Raw genomic sequence first — 20,164 nt, 5'->3', positions numbered from 1 at the left:
ATCTCTTATCCCAAATTGGTAATATACATTATAAGGAGGCGTTAATATGGATAAAACACCAGGAAAAGTACATACCGTATCCCTCGATTCGGAGGTTTGCGGGGAAACATTTGAAATACAATATTACCTGCCGAAATCCTATTCTGATCTTTATAAATATAATGTCATTATTACTTTTGATTCACAGGATTTCTTTAAATACGGGCAAATTGAACGGCTGATTGAAAAAATGGAGCGTGACGGCGAACTTGACCGGACGATAATCGTCGGCATTCCTTATCCGTCGGTTGACTGGCGCAATCATTACTTCAGTCCGAACGGCGAACAACATGAAAAATTTGTCACTTTCGTCGGACGCGAGCTGAACGCTTTTATCGACAGCAATTTTAAAACGTTAAAAATGGCCAACAGCCGGCTGTTAATGGGTGAAAGTCTCGCAGGAAGCTTCGCACTGTCCGTGGCACTGACTTATCCGAACACTTTCAGCCAGGCGCTTGCATTCAGTCCGTTTGTCGATGATGCATTCATGGAACGGTTTAAAAACAGTATGAGCCTGATAAATTTAAATATTTACCATACAATAGGACTTGAAGAAGATAATTTTAAAACGATTATGGGTAAACAGGCAGATTTCCTGACACCGAACCGCGAACTGAATGAGCTGCTCGAAGATGAACCGCTTGAATACACGTACCGTGAACTGGAAGGCGGACACATTTGGAAAACATGGAAACCCGAACTCAAAAACGTACTCATGCATTTTTTCGGATAGAAAACGTATACATTTAATTTCGTAAAATGATATACTTGAAACAAATCGTTTAGGGAGGCATTTTAAATGAAATTTGGAATAGCATTATTTCCATCTAAAAAACTTCAGGACACTGTGAACCAATATCGTAAGCGTTATGATGCTAGATATTCATATATCGCACCGCACATTACAGTGAAAGAAGCTTTCGAAGCAGAAGAGCACGAAAAACCTCAGATTGCAGAGTTTATTAAACAAGTGGCGGCAAAACACCAGCCTACGGAAATTGAAATTAAAAAAGTTTCAAGCTTTGCTCCAAAAAAGCAGGTTGTTTACTTTAAAGTTGAACCTAACGAAACACTGAGCTCGATTCACGATGCATTCAACGAAGGCGGATTCTACGGTAAAGCTTCACATCCATTCGTTCCACACTTCACACTTGCTCAGGAAGATACTGCACAAAAATTTGAAGATACTTTAAGCCACCTTCAAATGATTGGAATCGAACATTCTGAAACACTGGATAAAATCAGCCTGTGTGTGCAGCTTGATAACGGCATATGGCACGTTACGGAAACATTTAAATTAGGCCAGCAATAATAAGAAAAAACTCCCTTTCGGGAGTTTTTTTATGCCATAATGTGGTAACCGCTGTCCACGTGAAGCACTTCACCTGTAATACCGCTTGATAATTCACTTAACAGGAATGCTACTGTATTCCCGACTTCAAGCTGGTCAACGTTACGTTTTAACGGTGCACGCTGTTCAATTTCTTTAAGAATTGACTTGAATTCACCAACAGCTGACGAACTTAACGTACGGATCGGGCCTGCTGATACTGCGTTGACACGGATACCCTGTTCCCCAAGATCATAAGCAAGGTAGCGTACACTTGCATCGAGTGCTGCTTTAGCTACACCCATGACGTTGTAGTTAGGCATTGCGCGTTCTCCGCCAAGGTAAGTCATCGTTACGATGCTGCCGTTTTCATTCATAATTTCTTTGGCATATTTTGAAACGATTGTTAATGAGTAGGCACTGATGTCGAGCGCCATTTTGAAACCGTCACGTGAAGTTTCGCTGTAACCGCCGGTTAATTCGTTTTTATCTGCGAATGCAATCGCGTGAAGAACACCGTCGATACCGTCAGTTTTTTCACCGATTTCCTTAAATGCTTTCGAAACATCCTCGTCGCTTGTAACATCACACTCGACGATAATGTCGTGGTCACCTTCAAGTTCAACGAGAAGCTTATCAAGCTCTTTGCGGAAACGTTCGCTTAAAATTGTGAATACCAGTCGTGCACCCATTTTGTCCAGAGCGCGTGCTGCACCCCAGGCAATACTTCTTTTATTTGCTACACCCATAATTACGTATGTTTTACCTGATAAATCCATTCAGAAATCCTCCTAATTCATCCCTAGTATTAGTACCTACTACTAATCTACATTCTATTAGGCTTTATTGCAAGAAATATCATTATAATAAGCTCGACATAAATATATTTGCGAGTGCAAAATAAATCAGCAGACTGATAATATCGTTTGCCGTAGTAATAAACGGACCGCTCGCAATCGCGGGGTCAATGCCCATTTTATTCATGAGGAGCGGCACAACAGTACCGATAATCGTCGCTACGGACATGGAAGCAATCAGACTCCCGCTGACAATAATTCCGAGTACAGGCTCGCGGTACATTACGATAATTATAAGAAAAATAACAATACCGCAGACAATACCTGTAATGAATCCGGAACCGAGTTCGCGTCCGGCGAGCTTCAGTTTGCTTGATTCTTTAATTTCTCCTGTGGATATCCCCCGGATAGCAACAGCCAGAGACTGTGTACCCGTGTTCCCCGCCATCCCGCTGATGACAGGAATAAATGCACTTAAGAGTACAACACGTGCCAGCGTGTCTTCAAAGAACGACAGCATCCATGCTGTCAGCATACCCATAAATGTCAGGCCGATCAGCCACGGCAGACGTTTTTTTGCCGTTTCCACAGCATTGTCGGATGTACTTTCATTGTCACTCATACCGGCAAGTCTCGAATAGTCTTCCCCGGCTTCTTCATGAATAACATCCATAATGTCATCGGCAGTGATTATACCGACGAGATGGTCCTGAAAATCAACAACCGGCACTGCAAGGAAGTCATAGTCGCGTACAATCTGCGCGACTTCCTCCTGGTCATCAGACACGCGTACGGAAACAACGCGTTCAGTCATGACGTCACCGATATACTCATCATCATCGGCAACTATCAGCTCTCTCAGGGAAATAATTCCTGCCAGATGATTCTTCGTGTCTGTAACAAAGAGATAGTAAATCATTTCTGAGTCAGGCGCTACTTCTTTTAAGTACCGCATTGCTTCACGGACAGTCATCTGGCTGTTAATACTTACTATCTCTGTCGTCATAATACCGCCGGCAGTGTCTTCTTCGTAGTTCATCAGACTCCGTATTTCACCAGCGTCTTCTTTATCCATAAGCGGCAGATATGTCGTCATCTTCTCACGAGATATTTCATTTAAAATATCAACCGCGTTATCATACTGCATCGCGCCGATAATATTTGCTGCATAACGTGCATCAATCTTATCGAGCAGTTCCTCGTATTCATCCGCTTCAAGTTCAAGCAGATCGAAGAAGTCCGACACTTCCTTTGGACTTAAAAAATTATATAATGTATTCCTTTGTTCATCTGTTATCGTCTGGTAAATTTCACCCTGTTCATAATTGTGCAGCTCCATAAAAACTTCTCTGAAACCATCGAGATTCTCTTCATCAAGATATTGCACCAGAGTCTGTCTTACTGCTTCGAAATCTATTTCTCTATCGTCTCTTGACATATTCATACCCACTCTCAACAAAAACTTTTATGAAATGAATGAATCGTGCACTCGTTGCCAGAACGGAAACGGTCTGAAGCGTGCAAAACGGATTTTCTCCTCCGCTACCGAAAATTGAATCGATTTGACACCCTTATGCACCAGATTCACGTGATCAATCGTCATCTGATACTCTTCACTGTTAACTGGTCTGACGTTAACGAAATGGTGTTTCGGCAGCACGAGCGGTGAGCCCACTGTACGGAACACACGGTTGTTTATCGATGCGATTTCAGTCATCTGCACGGCTTCGATGGACGGATGAATAATTGCTCCGCCAAGCGCTTTATTGTATGCTGTCGAGCCCGACGGGGTCGATATACAGAGACCGTCCCCTCTGAAACGTTCGAAGTGCCGGTTTCTGATATCCACGTCCATAACGAGCGTCGAACCGTTCGTCATTCTGAGTGTCGCTTCATTCAATGCGAGATACTTCGTTTCCATACCGACTTTATCGTAATGAATCATCACTTCGACAAGCGGATATTCGACAACTTCAAAGTCATCGTTTTTAAGGGCCATAATCAGCCGCTCGACTTCGTCCTGCCCCCAGTCCGCATAAAACCCGAGATGTCCTGTATGCACCCCGACAAACGATACATCGCTGACGATGTGCTGATAACGGTGAAACGCCTGCAACAGTGTACCGTCCCCGCCGACAGAAACGACGATTTCCGGTGACTTTTCATCCAGCACCATATCCATGCCGAGCATATAGTTCATCATCTTATCAGTCAGTGCATTTGATTTTGTATCTCCTTTTGAAACTACAGCAAACCTCATATCATCACCTGATTTCTTTTATATATTGCGCTTTTTCGAAAAGTATTTCTGTGCTTCCTGAACTTCTTCCCTGATCTCTGACATTTCCTTATCCAGTAAATAAGCCGCTTCAGCTGCATTTTGCAGCCGGTCTTTAATTTCCGGCGGATACTCCCCGGAATATTTGTAATTCAGAGTATGCTCAATCGTTGCCCAGAAGTTCATTGCGAGCGTACGGATCTGGATCTCGGCCAGAATATTAATTTTACCGTTCACGCTCTCTACCGGATACTCGATAATAATGTGATAGGAACGGTAGCCGCTCTCTTTTGTATTCTCAATATAGTCGCGTTCTTCAATGACTCTCATGTCATTACGCGATCTGATGTGATCGGTGATAACACTGATGTCATCCACAAACTGGCACATAATGCGGATTCCGGCTATATCGTACATCTGTGCACGCAGATTATCATAAGGAATATTTCTCGTACTCGCCTTCTCTATAATGCTCTGTACGGGTTTAACTCTAGACGTCACAAACTCTACTGGCGAGGACTGACTCGTAATCTGATAATCTTTACGGATCCCTTTAAGTTTAATTTTAAGTTCTTCCACCGCCTGTCTGTACGGTGCTAAAAATATACTCCATTCTTCCAATTCAATTCATCCTCCAGACTCCTCTGTATAGGCCGGTATTTTTTACATCTGACGTAATTTATTCTACCATATCACGGGAATTCTTATATATAGAATCTGTTTGCTTTACAGCTTTTAAATATTTAAGGATAATAACTTTAAGGAGTGAAGTTGATGTTCGAAAAAGAAATAGAATTTAAAAACCTGCTGACGGAAAATGAATACGGTAAAATTCAGAACGATCATTTCCCCAGAGTAAAACCGATGCATTTAACTAATTACTACATAGATAACGATGAACTTCAGCTTATCGGCAATTTATTAATGCTCCGCATACGCGTCGAGGACAGCAGACAGCTGATGACGGTAAAAATTCCTGATGAGCAGCACGTCGTATATGAGTATTCGGGTGTTACCGATATCAGTCTCACAGAAGGTGTCCGGATAGATGAAGAAAGCATTCCTGAAAACATCCGCGAACAGTTGACGAAACGCGGCATCCCGGTAAACAATCTGGCAATCCAGGGTTCGCTGATAACAGAACGTCTCGAAAAACCGTCTCACAGCGGTCTGCTCGTGCTGGATAAGAGCTCATATCTCGGAACTGCCGACTACGAACTTGAATTTGAGGCGCCCGATGTCGGGACAGGCAAGTCGGAATTCGCGCAAATACTGAATAAATATGGTATCGTACGACGAGAAGAAATTGTTAAAAGCGCCCGTTTTTACAATTTATTGAAGCAGCAGAAAGGGGTAAACTGATGCCTTTAGCATACAATGATATAGGTGAAGAAAAACTTCACAGGATGATCGATATATTTTATGATTATGTGAAGCATGACGACCGGATTAATCATCTGTTTCCCGAAGACTTTACAGAAACAGCCTACAAGCAGAAACTTTTTCAGACACAGTTTCTCGGCGGACCTAATTTATATAATGAAAAGTACGGTCATCCGATGCTCCGGGCGAGGCATATGCCTTTTCGCATTACCCCTGCAGGTGCAGAAGCATGGCTCGAAAATATGAATCAGGCAATACTGGACGTCGGTATAGAGGACGAATTACGTGAGTATTTGATGGCACGCTATACCCTCACTGCGAATCATATGGTTAACAGTGAAAACTGACAGCCGTCAACAAAAATACAGAGGTGAAATACGTGAGCAAAAATAATAGTGAAGACATGCTGTTATTGGAGCAGTCGGATCGTACAGTCGAAATATTTTATTTCTTTGATCCATTTTCAAATGACTGTATTGCTATGGAGCCCATTATAAATAAATTACTGATTGAATACCGCGGACATATAAGTGTTAAAAAAATACTTGCACCGTCGCTGTCAGTGCTGACAAAGTGCCAGGCACAGTCAACTTCGAGCGACGATAACGTTGCACTTGCATATAAAGCGGCGGAAATTCAGGGCCAGTCGAAAGCCCGTGCCTTTATCAGGTATATCTTTAACCGGATTAGTCCGTCAAATACGATATGTACGAAAGAAATGATTGATGAGAGCGCCCGGCTTGCCGGAATTGACCTTCAGTCATTCCATGAGGATCTGCAATCTCCGACACTGGATGCGATGCTTAAATACGATTTGTCGGTGTTCAGGGAAATGGATATTGAAAGCCTGCCTGCAATGGTCTTCTTCTCCGGCGATGTAAAGTCGGAAGGGGTAAAAGTTGAAGGATGTTATCCGTATCACATTTACACTTATATCATCAACGAACTGATCGGTATCGAAATAGAAAAAAGACAGCTGCCGAGTATTATTGATTATATAAGAGCCCACGAACTCGTCAGTTTCGAAGAACTGAAAACTATTTTTGAATGGCGTGCAGGGTTACTGCTGAACGAACTCAAAAAACTTCGCCTGCAGCGTTTAATCGATGAAGTGAATTTAAACAACCAGTCTTTCTATCAGTTAAAACAATCATCGATACGGCTGCAGACGAAAGTATAAACTTAAAAACGTCCCGCTGAAGCTGAAAACAGCTTATACGGGACGTTTTTGTATTATACTGGCCTTATAAGGAGGGAGAGATTTATGCTTAAAGAATTAATATCTCCAGTTTCATATACTCCAGGCTTATCGAAAGGTGCTGTCGTTTCCACCTTTCCAGGATCTATCGTCTCTTTATGGCTCGGCGGTCCCATGCCAAGTGCGAACGCCTGATAAATAAAATAAGCAATACAAGCGTCCATAACACAATTGCTCCTCCGACGATGACGACAGTTGCAAAAAGCGTTCCTTTTAAAGACTGTGTTTCATCATGAATCTGCTGTTCTTTTAATTCATTTACAGTATTCTTTTTCATAGTCGTCCCTCCCTGTACTTTTATTCTTAACTTAATTATAAGTAAAATAAAAAAATCATCTGTGATATATATCACAGATGGTTCATTTTTATAATATTCTGTTAAAACTGCGCATAAAAAAAGTAGCACATCTTCTATAATGTGCTACTCAAACAAAGGGGATGGGAGAAATTTCTCACTGTTAACAAAGGGGTATGTTTCAGTGATAAAATTTTCATGAGTTAAATATAGCACGCTATCAAGCTTCTATCAACACTTTGAACAGTTTTTCACATTATTGTCATAATGTAAACGAATTCACAAACTTATTTTTGTAAATCTGCGAGTAATTCTTCAAATTTTGTTAATTGAGCTTCAAAAACATCCAGTGCATTTTTTATCGGTTCGCTCGTTGTCATGTCGACACCGGCATTTTTCAGTATTTCAATCGGATAGTTCGAAGATCCTTTTTTCAGGAATTCATCGATGTAACGCTTTGCAGTTTCTTCGCCTTCTTCAAGAACCTGTTTGGACAGACTTGCAGCGGCTGCATATCCAGTCGCATACTGATATACATAATAGTTCATATAGAAATGGGGAATTCTTGCCCACTCCACGTTAATTGCATCGTCGTAATTTACCGCTTCACCGAAATATTTTCTGTTCAGTTTGCCGTATACTTCACTCAGTCCGCCTGCAGTCAGCGGTTCACCTGATTCTTTCATGACATGAATCGCGTGTTCGAACTCAGCAAACATCGTCTGGCGGAATACAGTGCCTCTGAATCCTTCAAGCTGTTCGTTTAATAAGTACAGCTGCTGCTTTTTATCTTCAAGCTTGTTAAACATATAATCCGCGAGCAGAGCTTCGTTAAATGTACTTGCAACTTCTGCGACGAATATCGAGTAGCCGCTCGTATTTGCAGGCTGGTGTTTGCGTGAATAGTAGCTGTGTACTGAATGACCGAACTCGTGTGCCAGTGTAAACAGATTGTTCACGTTATTCTGCCAGTTCATCAGGATAAAAGGATTCGTTCCGTAAGTACCTGATGAATATGCACCTGTCCGCTTCCCTTTGTTTTCATAGACGTCCACCCAGCGGTTCTCAAGCCCTTCCTTAACGATGTTTACATATTCCTCACCAAGCGGCTGAAGTGCGTTTACAAGCCATTCTTTGGCGTTATCGTAAGACATTTCAAAATCTGTATCTTCAACTAAAGGCACGTACATATCGTACATTTTTAGTTCATCGACACCGAGAAACTTCTTGCGCAGTTCTGTGTATCGGTGCAGAAGATGCAGATTATCGTTTACGGTATTGACGAGATTGTCGTAAACAGATTCCGGAATGTGATTATTCGATAAGGCCTGCTGACGGCTCGATTCATAACCTCTGACATCCGAGCTGAATGCATGTGTACTTACCACCCCGGCAAGTGTCTGACTGAGTGTATTTTTAAATTTATTGTATTCGCCGTATAAATTGATGTAGGCAGATTCCCGTAAACTTCTGTCTGATGACTTCAGCATTTCTACATAATTCCCCTGCGTCAGTTCATGCTCCTTGCCATCTTTATCAACCGCCGGTTTAAAGTCAACATCCGCATTATTGAACATGCCGTAGACCTGTGTCGGCGTGTGCATAACTTCTCCCGCCGCGGCAAGAAGCTGCTCCTCTTTATCACTTAAAATATGCGGGCGCTGTTTATTCAGCTTTTCAAGATCGAACTTGAAATCGCTGAGTCGTGGATGTTCTGCATATTCTTTTAATGTCTCTTCAGGAATCGCCATAATTGCCGGAACGAGGAAGCTCCATGCTGTCGAATATTTTACCGCCAGTGATCTCGCACGGCTTTCAAGCGCGCTGTATGTATCATTTGACGTATCCTGATCATGTTTTAAGTGAGCGTACACAAAAAGCTGTCCAAGCTCTGTATCCAGCGTGCGCTCAAGTTCAAGGGCATCCGCCAGTTTTTCTGCTGAATCAAATCCGTCCTTAAACTGGTCATTATCAGCAATCTTTCCTTCAAGCACTTTATATGCTGCTTCAAAGTCCTCATCCGATTTAAAAATTGTCGTTAAATCCCATGTATTTTCGAGCTGCTGCTCTTCTCTTGTAATTAATTTCCCCATGTATAAAAACCTCCGTTTATTAGTAACACAATTTTCTCAATAAATTAATTTTATTTCAAGCAATATCTTTCGAAATCCGAAAAACTTTCAAGTAAAAAACAAGAAGTGACCGGACGACTGTTTTTTTGTCCGGAATGTTGGAAATGCTGCGCAGTCTGATAAAGTCCGTAAATTGATCACGGTCAAAAATACCATTCGATAAATGGTAATAAATATATAACTTCCACTCGATTGGTGAATTTAAAATATATCTTTCTTCAAAACTGGTAATATAAAGAAATTCCGGAAAATCGTCAGATGCCATTGCCAGCTGATACATATACGTTAAAGTCGGGTTCAGCACTGATTTCTGAGCCTTCTCTCTTTGAATCAGACGCTTCACAGCAGACTTTGACAAGAGGTGGGTCTCGCTCCACTCCGGACACGGCTTATATGCCAAAAGCTCCGCCGTCACGAGACGCTCAGTCTGGTACGTAAAACGATTCAGCCCCCCGCTGTGTCCAATATGCCATGCTGTGATGACGAGCGTTTCCGTATCGACAGTATATATTGCATTACCGGTCATTGTTGCCAGCTGAAAATGATTTAAATGGATGTATGTCCCATCCGTTTTAATTTCCTTCTCGTCAAGCAGCCAGATTACACGCATACCGAGCTTGTAATAACCTTCTGTACGAGACAATATTAATTCCGGACTGATTCTTGACAGCTGAATTTCAAGTGCAAGATCATACTCAATAAGGAGATCGGGTATCTGCTCTATACTTTCAAGGTAATACTCCATAGCTGTGTTGTAATGGCGATTCAGTTCCAAATATAAATCGTGTTTTAACTTTAAATGCAGCACCGATTCCCGTTTGTATAAATATCTGCTGCACTGCAGTATATGATGGTGCGAAAAATGCGGCACCTTTATGTTCCCCGCTTTCAGGACAACCGGCATACTGCACACCGGACAGAAATACTTTGCAGATTTTACAGCATCGTGTGCCAGTACCTGAATGCCGTCTTCATCGTTTGCTATAAACATAAAAAAACCTCCTTTACCTATATATAGGCAAAAAGGAGGTTTTATTTTTTTTTCGTACAAGTTATTTAATTTTCCTGAAAATATCTTCTGACCTGTGATCTCACATTATTACTCATGATAATTTTTCCATATTCATCCAGAAGCGCACTGGCAATTGTTGTCGGCTCACTGTATTCAAGCAGCTTTGACTCAATCCCTTCCATTCTGTCGAAATGCGTTCTGTAGTCGAAGAACATCTGATAGTAGTATTTACCGTCAATAACGTACAGTAAATCTTCATACAGTGTTTCATCCACTTCAACTTCATGGGAATATTTTATAAGATTTTCAAAATCATTAAAGTGAACCATCAGAGGTTCGCTAATGACTGGAACATCAAATTTATTATTGTCTGTTTTACGTTCATCGATGGCTTTATCGATAAATGATTCGATATCACGGTTTTCAATATTCATGGCATACGGCTCCATGCCATACGGATCATGTTCATTCTGGGACTTAGACACAACGACTTCGATACCTTTGTCGAACGCATGCACCTGGATCCATAAAGGGCCATCCATTGCAAAATCATCTGTCTGCTCATTATTAACTTCGTCCATGATCGTCCAGAAAAATTCTTCGCCGCGCTGACGGTTCATCCATAAATCTTCTTTGTTAAAACCGCGGCTCTCAATGTCGCTGTATGTTAAGAAGAATTTAATGGTTGAGTCGTTCACTCTCTCAATTCTCATCCTGCTCACTCCCTTACCATCATTTCTGCCTATTATACTAGGGATTACAATATAATACCAAATTCTAGATTTGTCTTACTATTATATGTTAAAACGCCCGCAGATAGCAAATCATCTGCAGGCGTCCCGAACTTTATATATATATCAAATTAGTCATCTTACAAATATTAAATTACAGTTCTGCCAGGCGTTTAGCTTCGATTAGATGCAATGTTCTTATGCTGCGTGGTAAAAATCGTCTGATCTCATCTTCGTTGTAGCCCACTTGTAAACGTTTCTCATCCATAATAATAGGACGTCTCAGTAAACCAGGGTTCTCCATAATTAAAGTATACAGCTCATTCATAGGAAGGCTCTCAATATCAACGTTTAATTTTTGGAAAGTTTTAGAGCGAGTCGAGATAATTTCTTCAGTCCCGTACTCTGTCATTCTTAAAATAGATTTAACTTCGTCTAAAGTTAACGGTTCGGAAAATACATTGCGTTCCGTGTATGGAATATCGTTTTCCTGCAACCATGCTTTTGCCTTACGACATGACGTACAACTTGGAGAAGTAAATAGTACTACCATGTAACTCACACTCCAATTTTTTAATTCTAACAAGAGTCTATACCCGTTTGGAGCAATATCCAAACATCTCACCAGTATGTAACTATGCCTCTTGCTGACAATTCTTATTATAGGTAACAAACATTAAAATAAAATGAGAATATTGTAATAATCTTAAAAATTATTAATTAATCTGAAATTAATGTGTAACATCTGTTCCTTGTGTTTATTATAACATCAAATAAGGTCAAAGTATATACAACCTGAGAATGAATACTCCCCCTGAACAAATATTTTCCTATATATACTCATTTATTCAGCCACTTGATTGCACTGCGGCAAAAAGAGTATTAATATTAAGAGACTAACTAAAACTATGTAGGTGACATTAATGAAAACATTATTCTCAGGCGTTCAGCCAAGCGGTATTCCAACAATCGGAAACTACATTGGCGCGTATAAACAATTCGTTGAATTACAGGACGAGTACGATTCATATTTCTGTATTGTGGATCAGCACGCAATTACTGTTCCCCAGGACCGTTTAAAACTGCGTGAAAACTCACGTGCACTCGCTGCAATTTATCTTGCCAGCGGTCTTGATCCGGAAAAAATTTCACTCTTCATTCAAAGTGAAGTTTCAGCACACTCAAAAGCAGCATGGATGCTGCAATGTACTTCATATATCGGTGAACTCGAGCGTATGACACAATTTAAAGATAAAGCACGCAAACAAAATCAGCGCGACGGTATATCTGTCGGCCTGCTGACATACCCCGCTTTAATGGCGGGAGATATTCTTCTATACAGCGCTGACGTAGTACCTGTCGGTGATGATCAGACTCAGCACATCGAGTTTACGCGAAACGTCGCAGAACGTTTCAACGCTAAATATAACGACATCTTCACACTGCCTGAAATTAAAACACCGGCAGTCGGCGGACGTATTATGAGTCTGAATGAACCTACGAAAAAAATGAGTAAGAGTGATGATAATCAGAAATCGTTCATAACTCTGCTTGATGATCCGAACCAGGCAGCGAAGAAAATCCGTTCTGCTGTTACCGATTCAGATACTGAAATTAAGTTCGACAAAGAAAACAAACCAGGTATTTCCAATCTGCTGACTATTTACAGTTCATTAACTGATAAAACGATCGATCAGCTTACCGAGCAGTATAAGGACTCGAGCTACGGAGACTTCAAAAAAGATCTTGGCGAGGTCGTTAAAGAATTCCTTATCGGATTCCAGGAAAAATACAACTACTACTTAAACAGCGAAGAGCTGGACGACATTCTTGATGCGGGCCGCGATAAAGCAGCACGCAAAGCTGACAGAATGGTTGAAAAAATGGAACGTGCAATGGGCCTCGGCCGTAAGCGTAAAAAATAAACTTTAAAATGGGAACCTGCACGCGGACATGATCTGTCGTGCAGGTTTTTTTGTTGTCTGCGTGGCGGAACAGGCGACGCACGCTCATTGCGGTGCAAACGCGCTTTCCCGGGGATGACGCTCGCTCATTGCGGAGTAAACGTCGCTTCCTCGGGAATGACGCTCGCTCATTGCGGAGTAACGCCGTTTTCCCGGGAATGACGCTCGCTCATTGCGGTGTAAACGCCGCTTCCTCGGGAATGACGCTCGCTCATTGCGGAGTAAACGCGCTTTCCCGGGAATGACGCTCGCTCATTGCGGAGTAAACGCGCTTTCCCGGGAATGACGCTCGCTCATTGCGGTGCAAACGCGCTTTCCCGGGGATGACGCTCGCTCATTGCGGTGTAAACGCCGCTTCCTCGGGAATGACAGACGCTCATTGCGGTGCAAACGCGCTTTCCCGGGGATGACGCTCGCTCATTGCGGAGTAAACGTCGCTTCCTCGGGAATGACGCTCGCTCACGCATAATAAAAAAAGCATTTCGTCCTCTTCGGACGAAATGCTTTTTACTATTTAAATTACTCTTCGTATTTTTTGAATACAAGTGATGCGTTATGTCCGCCGAATCCGAGACTGTTTGAAACAGCATACTTAAGATCTGCTTCCTGTGCACCGTTCGGCACGTAATTAAGGTCACATTCCGGTGCCGGGTTTGTTAAGTTGATCGTCGGGTGAACTTTACCTTCACGAAGGCTGTATGCAGTAATGATTGCTTCCATACCGCCTGCACCGCCAAGCATGTGTCCCGTCATTGACTTAGTTGAGTTAATCAGCAGATTATCCGCATGTTCTTTGAATACTGAACGGATTGCCAGTGTTTCAAATTCATCGTTATACGGTGTGCTCGTACCGTGTGCGTTAATGTACTGAACGTCTTCAGGGTTAATTCCTGCGTCTTTCAGTGCCTCCGACATTGCACGTGCGCCGCCTTCACCGTTTGGTGCCGGGGCTGTAATGTGATGTGCGTCTCCTGTCGAGCCGTACCCTACAATCTCAGCGTAAATCTGTGCACCGCGTGCTTTTGCATGTTCAAGTTCTTCAATCACAAGTACGCCTGCGCCTTCTGCCATAACGAACCCGTCTCTGTCTGCAGAGAATGGACGCGATGCATAATTCGGGTCATTCGAGCTTGATAATGCTCTGTTTGCCTGGAATCCTGCAACACCCATATTCGTAATCGGTGCTTCGCTTCCGCCTGTAATCATTGCATCCGCCTGACCGCGTTCGATAATTTTGAATGCATCACCGATTGAGTTTGTCCCCGTCGCACATGCTGTTACCGTCGCACCGTTTGGTCCTTTTGCACCTTCACGGATTGATACCTGGCCGCTCGCCATGTCCGGAATCATCATCGGAACGAAGAATGGACTTACACGTCTGGGCCCTTTAGTTGTCAGCGCGATAAACCCGTCTTCAAGCGACTGGATACCGCCGATTCCCGAACCGATCCATACGCCGACACGATCAGCATTGCTGTCGTTAATTTCAAGCCCTGAATCTCTGACCGCTTCATCTGCAGCAATAACGGCAAACTGTGTAAATTTATCCATTCTGCGTGCTTCTTTTTTATCGATAAAGTCTTCTATATTTAAGTTTTTTACTTCTCCTCCGATATGAACATTAAACTGTTCCGTATCGATGTTTGTAATTTCTGCAATACCATTTTTACCCGCTAATGCATTCTGCCACGTTTCCTTTGCTGTATTACCAATCGGTGTCACTGCCCCTGCACCGGTAATTACAACTCTCCTTCTAGTCATTAAGAGTCCTCCTTCTTAGTACCCCAAGTTAAACAAACTGCGCCCCATGTTAAACCGCCGCCAAATCCGACGAGAACAATATTGTCTCCCGGTTTAATGCGGTTTCTTTTCACTTCATAATCTATACTGAGCGGAATTGATGCCGCCGAAGTGTTTCCATATTTATTGACAGTTACACTCATTTTATCATATGGAAGCCCCATACGTTCTCTCGCCGCATTCATTATTCTAATATTTGCCTGATGTGGAATCAACATATCGATGTCTTCTTTGGCAAGTCCTGCCTTTTCTGTCACTGCAACACTTGATTCACCCATTTGTCTGACTGCAAATTTGAATACTTCACGGCCGTTCATACGAATGTAACCTTCTTCTCTGTCACCGTATAAATATTTGCCGCCGGAACCTTTACTGCCGAGTTCAAATGATTTAATACCGAAGCCTTCCTCAACTTCACCGACAACTACAGCGCCTGCCCCGTCACCAAACAGCACTGCTGTCGAACGGTCTTTGAAGTCTGTAATCTCTGTCAGCTTATCTACACCGACTACAAGTATATTTTTGTAGTTGCCTGATTTAACGAACATTTCTGCAGTTGCCAGGCCGTAAATAAATCCTGAACATGCTGCCAGCTGATCCACCGACGGGATGTTGTTCAGACCAAGACGGTCCTGTATCATATTCGCCACAGACGGAAATTTGTGTTCTCCGGTTGATGTAGCGACAATGACGAAATCAATATCCTCTTTCGCCACACCTGAGTTTTTGATCGCTTCTTCTGCTGCGTAAAACGCCATATCGCTCGTTTCCATATCCTCAGCGAAACGTCGTTCCTCTATACCTGTCATTTCTCTAATCCATTCATCAGAAGTATCGAGAATTTTTTCGAAGTCAAAATTCGTAAATACTTTTTCTGGTGCATATGAACCAATGCCGAGAATCCCTACATTTGTCATGCTTATCACACCTTATAGTCTCATTATATTACTAGGTACTAATTTATCATAATTCGATGTTTTGTTCAATTAAAAACAAAGCCCTGAATCGATAAACATAAAAAGAACCGGAGACAAATTGTCTCCGGTTCCTGTCTGTTAAGACTATTATTCTGCGTCTTCAACACCAACGCGGTACCATAACAGATCTTCATTCCACTCGTAATCTTCAGAGTAGTTGATTACTCGTTCGTTTACAGGTGTAACGAATGCACGGTATAGAGTTGGAATTACAGGGATTTCTTCAGCCATAAGTTCAGACCACTGGTTGTAGATATCTTTTCTGTACTCAACATCAAGTGCTTCCTGTGAGTTACCTTTAGTTAATAAGTCAGTGTTTTCTTCAGATGCGTAACGAGTGTAGTTAAATGGAGCATCCTCGCCGTAAAGACCTGATGGGTCTACGTCAGAACCAACACCCCATGCACCCTGGTAAATATCGATTTCAGGATCGTCGTTTTCAACCATGTCGTAGAACGTGTTAAACTCGATCAGACGACCATTAGTTAATTCAACGTTTAAGCCGATATCTCTCCAAGACTGGATGTAGTAGTTTGCTAATGGTTCAGCAATGTCTCCACCTGACATAGATGCGAAGTTAATTGATAACGGTTCGCCTTCTTTGTCTTCTCTCATGCCGTCGCCGTCAACGTCTTCGTATCCAGCTTCGTCAAGAATACGGTTTGCTTCTTCAGGATCGTAAGCCGGAACATCTACTTCCTCATGCCAGTTAGCATGGTAAGGAGTAATTAATGAAGTTGCTTTCCAGCGAAGTCCGTTGTAGAAACGCTCTCCGATAGCATCGTTGTCAATTGCGTGCCACATAGCACGGCGAAGTTCAACGTCACCCATCTTCATTTCTTCCGGTTTGTAGTCTACTTTACCTGCTTCAGCATCCCATGAACCAAGTTTGAAACCGATATAAGTGTATGCACCATCGATGTTAGCTAACCATTCCACACCTTCCATATCTGCAACATCCGGATACTGGTCAGTCGGGAAGCTCTTAGCGATATCGACATCTCCTGATTCAACTGCACTTGCAATTGAAGATGGAGCGATTACGCGTACTGTAACTTCTGAAAGACCCGGCTCACCGCGCCAGTAGTCTTCGAATTTAGACATAGTGATTGATTCACCAGAAACGATTGAATCAACTTTGTACGGCCCGATACCGATCGGGTTTTCGCGAGTTTGCGGAGCTGCTGCCATTTCTGAAACTTCCATTCCCTCATAGTGGTGAGTCGGGAATGCATATGACCAGAACCCGCCCGCTGTTAATGATGGAGCAAGTTCAGTATAAGTAAATACAGCTGTTTTTTCGTCGACGATTTCGATACCTGAGATAGAATCAGCTTCGCCGTTTCTATACTCTTCGTAACCTTCGATTAATGTAAAGCCGTCAGTTGAACCACGCACACCGTCGTAATCCGGGTGTCCAATGATTTCATATGAAGAAACGTAATCCTGGATCTTTAATGGCTCGCCATCGTGCCATTTAACGCCGTCGCGTACTGTGAACGTAACTGTGTTGTCTTCTTCGTTCATTTCGTACTGTACAGCACCTTCATTTGTATACTGGAAATCTGCATCCATTGCAAGAACTGCCTCATCAAAGTGAGCCATCATATCTGCATCCGGAGCCCCTTGATAGAATGCCCAGTTCAGCGTACCTTCAAATGGAGTATCTGATGAATAACCAATGTTTAAAGTTCCTTCACCTGATGGTTCTCCTGTATTAGATACTGTTTTAGCGAAGTCTTCGTAGTTGTAGACATCGCCTGAAGCAGAATCACCTTCATCTGCCGACTCTTCGTCACCAGACTCTTCTGATGAAGCATCATCCGAAGATGTATCTTCTTCTGAAGAATCTCCCCCACATGCTGCCAGCGCTAATACTAATGCCAGCGTCATGAGGAATAAAAACCTCGACCAAGAAATTTTAGTCATTTTATTTCCTCCTTTGTTTTTTACTGCTTGATATATATACAAAGTTCAGCTAACCGAACTTTAGTACCAAATTGAACTTCTTCCAAAATATGTTTGTAAAGTTTTCTTAATATTCATAATAGCATAGTTATGCATTATTTCAATTAAATTTTTAGAAAATTGTGTTATCAATTTTATGCATTTCTCTGACGGGCATCCCCTGCACGTCTGAATGCTTCCCCGATGTTTCTTACACACAGCATTAATACTAAAATCAGTATCGCAGCAGGTGCCCAGATCCACCATCTGTTTTGCAGTGTCTGAGTCTGAATAGCGTATGCCATCAGCGTACCCAGTGAAGGAGTACTCTCAGGGAAACCGAAACCGATGAACGACAGTCCGGACTCAATTCCGATGTTCGCTGCAAGTGACAGTGTAGCGTTAACGATTATCAGTCCGACAAGGTTCGGCATCAGCTGCTTAAAGATTATTTTAATATGCGAACTGCCGAGTGTCTTAGATGCATTAATGTAATCAAGTTCTTTCTCCTGCATTGCCACTGAACGAATCAGTCTTGCAGTCCCTGTCCACAGGAATGCTGCCATAATCAGTGAGAATGTCCAGATGTCGTATGACGGAACGATTGTTACGAATACTACAACAATCATCAGGAATGGAAGTACCATAAAGAAGTCAACAATACGCATCATCGCGTTATCAATATGTCCGCCGAAATATCCTGACACAATCCCGTAAACAACACCGAAACCGACACTGATTGCTGTAACGAGGAAACCGATAGCAAGCGAGTTTCTCGTTCCGATAATCAGCTGACCGAATATATCACGGCCGCCGTAGTCGGTACCGAGTCTGAAATCATCGTTCGGCGGCTGGTTAATCGAGAATAAATCGACTTTAACGATTGCCGCCTGGTTAAGGAACATAGTCAGTCCAAATACATAAGATGTAATAATAATTAAAAGTATAAGTGAGAACAGTGCCAGTTTGTCGCTGATCAGTTCTTCAAATATAATTTTCCAGCCCGGCTTCGAGCGCGGAAGATTTTTCATATCCAGCGCACCGTGCCCTGTCGCGCCGTGCGGTAAATCCGCTTTAACGCTCATGTCCAGTTCTTTTGATTCACTCTTGTCATTGTCTTTCAGTGAAAACCCGTCGCCCTTTTCAGGCGGGGTGTGTTCTTTATTTTCCGATGTTTCATTATACTTATACGTATTATTTTCGTTGTCATTGATTCTGCTTTTTTCTTCTCTTTCGTTAGCCAATATACACCCCTCCTTACTTAATGCGGATACGAGGATCCACAATACTTAAAATAATATCCGACAGTAACGTACCGATTATCGCGAGCATGCCGTACATGAGAATAAGTACGTTCGCTACCGAGAAGTCACGGATTGAAATTGATTCAAGGAACAGTCGTCCCATTCCCGGATAACCGTATATCTGTTCAATAAACAGTGAGCCGGCAAGTAATGCAGTAATTTCATAACCGAAAAATGCTGCAATTGGTAAAATTGAGTTTCTGAAAACGTGTTTTGTATATACTTTACCTTCCGACACCCCTTTAGCACGCGCTAAAGTAATGAAGTCTTTTTGTTTTGTTTCGATAATACCGCTTCGTAAGTACTGAACTGTTCCTACCAGTCCGATTAAGGCAATCGAGAAGCTCGGCAGGACAAGGTGCTGTATCTTACTGATGACATATTCCAGTGTTCCCGGAGTTATACCTGCCCCGACAGATCCACCGGTAGGCAGCCAGCCAAGTGTATAACCGAACAGTAAAAGAACAACTAAACCAAAGATGAAAGTCGGTGTTGCGAAACCTAAGTATGTGTATCCTGTAATAATGCTGTCGAGCGGTGAGTCATTCCAGCGTCCTGACACAAGGCCAAGTGGAATACCGATTAAGTAAATTAATACTGCCGAGAATAATGACAGCCATACAGTATTCAGCATTCTGTCCCCGATTACATCGAGTACCGGCTGCTGTTTAAAGAACGAGTGACCGAAGTCTCCCTGGAGCATTGAGAACATCCAGTCTCTGTACTGGATATACCATGGATTATTTAATCCCATCTGTTCGCGCAGACGTTCAATCTGTTCAATAGGCACCGTCGGGTCAATCAGACCGCTCAGTGCATCCCCCGGCATTAAAGAACCCAGGAAGAATATTAAAATACTCAGTAAAATAATTTGCGGAAACGATATAATCAGACGTCTAATAGTAAATTTTAACATT

20 protein-coding genes are annotated in these 20,164 nt (G+C 42.4%); 6 read left to right on the top strand and 14 right to left on the bottom strand.

Annotated features, from left to right (window positions below; genetic code table 11):
* Nucleotides 1-46: 46 nt before the first annotated feature.
* Both RZ44_RS01610 and RZ44_RS01605 read left to right on the top strand, forming a co-directional pair.
* Nucleotides 47-772, top strand: coding sequence for an alpha/beta hydrolase (locus RZ44_RS01610; RefSeq protein ID WP_035807723.1), 726 nt, complete (start codon nucleotides 47-49; stop codon nucleotides 770-772).
* A 66-nt stretch (nucleotides 773-838) separates the two neighbouring features.
* Nucleotides 839-1,351, top strand: coding sequence for a 2'-5' RNA ligase family protein (locus RZ44_RS01605; RefSeq protein WP_035807721.1), 513 nt, complete (start codon nucleotides 839-841; stop codon nucleotides 1,349-1,351).
* Nucleotides 1,352-1,380: 29 nt separating this feature from the next.
* Here the strand turns inward: RZ44_RS01605 and fabI are convergent, their stop codons facing one another.
* From fabI to RZ44_RS01585, 4 genes are all read right to left on the bottom strand, one after another.
* Nucleotides 1,381-2,148 (bottom strand): enoyl-ACP reductase FabI, encoded by a 768-nt coding sequence (gene fabI, locus RZ44_RS01600; RefSeq protein WP_035807719.1) that lies wholly within the window; start codon nucleotides 2,146-2,148, stop codon nucleotides 1,381-1,383.
* A gap of 82 nt (nucleotides 2,149-2,230) precedes the next feature.
* Nucleotides 2,231-3,610, bottom strand: a complete 1,380-nt coding sequence (gene mgtE / locus RZ44_RS01595) for a magnesium transporter (protein WP_035807716.1) — start codon at nucleotides 3,608-3,610, stop codon at nucleotides 2,231-2,233.
* Nucleotides 3,611-3,631: 21 nt separating this feature from the next.
* Nucleotides 3,632-4,426 carry an NAD kinase gene (locus RZ44_RS01590; RefSeq protein ID WP_035807715.1) on the bottom strand — a complete coding sequence of 265 codons (795 nt, stop codon included), beginning with the start codon at nucleotides 4,424-4,426 and terminating at the stop codon, nucleotides 3,632-3,634.
* 18 nt (nucleotides 4,427-4,444) lie between these two features.
* Entirely contained in the window at nucleotides 4,445-5,065 is a 621-nt protein-coding gene (locus RZ44_RS01585) for a GTP diphosphokinase (RefSeq protein ID WP_035807713.1), read from the bottom strand.
* A 153-nt stretch (nucleotides 5,066-5,218) separates the two neighbouring features.
* Between RZ44_RS01585 and RZ44_RS01580 the strand changes: the two genes are divergently transcribed.
* From RZ44_RS01580 to RZ44_RS01570, 3 genes are read left to right on the top strand one after another with little or no spacing between them, the layout of a single operon-like run.
* The gene (locus RZ44_RS01580) at nucleotides 5,219-5,806 is read left to right on the top strand and encodes a CYTH domain-containing protein (RefSeq protein ID WP_035807712.1); all 588 of its coding nucleotides are present in this window, start codon (nucleotides 5,219-5,221) and stop codon (nucleotides 5,804-5,806) included.
* On the top strand, nucleotides 5,806-6,174 hold the full coding sequence (locus tag RZ44_RS01575) for a globin domain-containing protein (RefSeq protein WP_035807710.1): 369 nt from the start codon (nucleotides 5,806-5,808) through the stop codon (nucleotides 6,172-6,174). Before RZ44_RS01580 ends, RZ44_RS01575 begins: the two co-directional genes overlap by 1 nt.
* 56 nt (nucleotides 6,175-6,230) lie before the next feature.
* A complete protein-coding gene (locus RZ44_RS01570; RefSeq protein ID WP_052108998.1) occupies nucleotides 6,231-7,007 on the top strand; it encodes a DsbA family protein in 777 nt (258 codons plus the stop codon).
* 163 nt (nucleotides 7,008-7,170) lie between these two features.
* Here RZ44_RS01570 and RZ44_RS11525 read toward each other — a convergent pair whose 3' ends face one another.
* The 5 genes from RZ44_RS11525 to spxA all read right to left on the bottom strand — a co-directional run bounded on the left by RZ44_RS11525 (nucleotide 7,171) and on the right by spxA (nucleotide 11,808).
* Nucleotides 7,171-7,362 carry a hypothetical protein gene (locus RZ44_RS11525; RefSeq protein WP_035807705.1) on the bottom strand — a complete coding sequence of 64 codons (192 nt, stop codon included), beginning with the start codon at nucleotides 7,360-7,362 and terminating at the stop codon, nucleotides 7,171-7,173.
* Nucleotides 7,363-7,667: 305 nt separating this feature from the next.
* Entirely contained in the window at nucleotides 7,668-9,473 is a 1,806-nt protein-coding gene (gene pepF / locus RZ44_RS01560; protein WP_035807704.1) for an oligoendopeptidase F, read from the bottom strand.
* A gap of 55 nt (nucleotides 9,474-9,528) precedes the next feature.
* Nucleotides 9,529-10,503 (bottom strand): competence protein CoiA, encoded by a 975-nt coding sequence (locus RZ44_RS01555; RefSeq protein ID WP_035807702.1) that lies wholly within the window; start codon nucleotides 10,501-10,503, stop codon nucleotides 9,529-9,531.
* A 65-nt stretch (nucleotides 10,504-10,568) separates the two neighbouring features.
* A complete protein-coding gene (gene mecA / locus RZ44_RS01550; protein ID WP_035807697.1) occupies nucleotides 10,569-11,237 on the bottom strand; it encodes an adaptor protein MecA in 669 nt (222 codons plus the stop codon).
* 172 nt (nucleotides 11,238-11,409) lie between these two features.
* A complete protein-coding gene (gene spxA / locus RZ44_RS01545) occupies nucleotides 11,410-11,808 on the bottom strand; it encodes a transcriptional regulator SpxA (protein ID WP_026860018.1) in 399 nt (132 codons plus the stop codon).
* A 370-nt stretch (nucleotides 11,809-12,178) separates the two neighbouring features.
* Between spxA and trpS the strand changes: the two genes are divergently transcribed.
* The gene (trpS, locus tag RZ44_RS01540; RefSeq protein WP_035807695.1) at nucleotides 12,179-13,180 is read left to right on the top strand and encodes a tryptophan--tRNA ligase; all 1,002 of its coding nucleotides are present in this window, start codon (nucleotides 12,179-12,181) and stop codon (nucleotides 13,178-13,180) included.
* 558 nt (nucleotides 13,181-13,738) lie between these two features.
* Here the strand turns inward: trpS and fabF are convergent.
* The 5 genes from fabF to RZ44_RS01515 all read right to left on the bottom strand — a co-directional run bounded on the left by fabF (nucleotide 13,739) and on the right by RZ44_RS01515 (nucleotide 20,163).
* Nucleotides 13,739-14,980, bottom strand: a complete 1,242-nt coding sequence (fabF, locus tag RZ44_RS01535) for a beta-ketoacyl-ACP synthase II (RefSeq protein WP_035807694.1) — start codon at nucleotides 14,978-14,980, stop codon at nucleotides 13,739-13,741.
* On the bottom strand, nucleotides 14,980-15,936 hold the full coding sequence (locus RZ44_RS01530) for a beta-ketoacyl-ACP synthase III (RefSeq protein ID WP_035807693.1): 957 nt from the start codon (nucleotides 15,934-15,936) through the stop codon (nucleotides 14,980-14,982). The genes fabF and RZ44_RS01530 overlap by 1 nt, the downstream gene beginning before the upstream one ends.
* A gap of 147 nt (nucleotides 15,937-16,083) precedes the next feature.
* A complete protein-coding gene (locus RZ44_RS01525) occupies nucleotides 16,084-17,925 on the bottom strand; it encodes an oligopeptide ABC transporter substrate-binding protein (protein WP_035807689.1) in 1,842 nt (613 codons plus the stop codon).
* Between the two features lie 173 nt (nucleotides 17,926-18,098).
* A complete protein-coding gene (locus tag RZ44_RS01520; RefSeq protein WP_035811460.1) occupies nucleotides 18,099-18,974 on the bottom strand; it encodes an ABC transporter permease in 876 nt (291 codons plus the stop codon).
* A gap of 226 nt (nucleotides 18,975-19,200) precedes the next feature.
* A complete protein-coding gene (locus RZ44_RS01515) occupies nucleotides 19,201-20,163 on the bottom strand; it encodes an ABC transporter permease (protein WP_035807688.1) in 963 nt (320 codons plus the stop codon).
* Nucleotide 20,164: the final 1 nt, after the last annotated feature.

This window comes from Jeotgalicoccus saudimassiliensis, assembly GCF_000756715.1.
GTDB classification, from domain to species: domain Bacteria; phylum Bacillota; class Bacilli; order Staphylococcales; family Salinicoccaceae; genus Jeotgalicoccus; species Jeotgalicoccus saudimassiliensis.
The sequence above is the reverse complement of the archived record's forward strand: the minus strand, read 5'-3'. Positions and strand labels throughout refer to the sequence as shown.

Coding starts and splice junctions, on each gene's coding strand:
- RZ44_RS01610 (WP_035807723.1), top strand. CDS start 47: ATGGATAAAACACCAGGAAAAGTACATACCGTATCCCTCGATTCGGAG.
- RZ44_RS01605 (WP_035807721.1), top strand. CDS start 839: ATGAAATTTGGAATAGCATTATTTCCATCTAAAAAACTTCAGGACACT.
- fabI (WP_035807719.1), bottom strand. CDS start 2,148: ATGGATTTATCAGGTAAAACATACGTAATTATGGGTGTAGCAAATAAA.
- mgtE (WP_035807716.1), bottom strand. CDS start 3,610: ATGAATATGTCAAGAGACGATAGAGAAATAGATTTCGAAGCAGTAAGA.
- RZ44_RS01590 (WP_035807715.1), bottom strand. CDS start 4,426: ATGAGGTTTGCTGTAGTTTCAAAAGGAGATACAAAATCAAATGCACTG.
- RZ44_RS01580 (WP_035807712.1), top strand. CDS start 5,219: ATGTTCGAAAAAGAAATAGAATTTAAAAACCTGCTGACGGAAAATGAA.
- RZ44_RS01575 (WP_035807710.1), top strand. CDS start 5,806: ATGCCTTTAGCATACAATGATATAGGTGAAGAAAAACTTCACAGGATG.
- RZ44_RS01570 (WP_052108998.1), top strand. CDS start 6,231: ATGCTGTTATTGGAGCAGTCGGATCGTACAGTCGAAATATTTTATTTC.
- RZ44_RS11525 (WP_035807705.1), bottom strand. CDS start 7,362: ATGAAAAAGAATACTGTAAATGAATTAAAAGAACAGCAGATTCATGAT.
- pepF (WP_035807704.1), bottom strand. CDS start 9,473: ATGGGGAAATTAATTACAAGAGAAGAGCAGCAGCTCGAAAATACATGG.
- RZ44_RS01555 (WP_035807702.1), bottom strand. CDS start 10,503: ATGTTTATAGCAAACGATGAAGACGGCATTCAGGTACTGGCACACGAT.
- mecA (WP_035807697.1), bottom strand. CDS start 11,237: ATGAGAATTGAGAGAGTGAACGACTCAACCATTAAATTCTTCTTAACA.
- spxA (WP_026860018.1), bottom strand. CDS start 11,808: ATGGTAGTACTATTTACTTCTCCAAGTTGTACGTCATGTCGTAAGGCA.
- trpS (WP_035807695.1), top strand. CDS start 12,179: ATGAAAACATTATTCTCAGGCGTTCAGCCAAGCGGTATTCCAACAATC.
- fabF (WP_035807694.1), bottom strand. CDS start 14,980: ATGACTAGAAGGAGAGTTGTAATTACCGGTGCAGGGGCAGTGACACCG.
- RZ44_RS01530 (WP_035807693.1), bottom strand. CDS start 15,936: ATGACAAATGTAGGGATTCTCGGCATTGGTTCATATGCACCAGAAAAA.
- RZ44_RS01525 (WP_035807689.1), bottom strand. CDS start 17,925: ATGACTAAAATTTCTTGGTCGAGGTTTTTATTCCTCATGACGCTGGCA.
- RZ44_RS01520 (WP_035811460.1), bottom strand. CDS start 18,974: ATGAAAAATCTTCCGCGCTCGAAGCCGGGCTGGAAAATTATATTTGAA.
- RZ44_RS01515 (WP_035807688.1), bottom strand. CDS start 20,163: ATGTTAAAATTTACTATTAGACGTCTGATTATATCGTTTCCGCAAATT.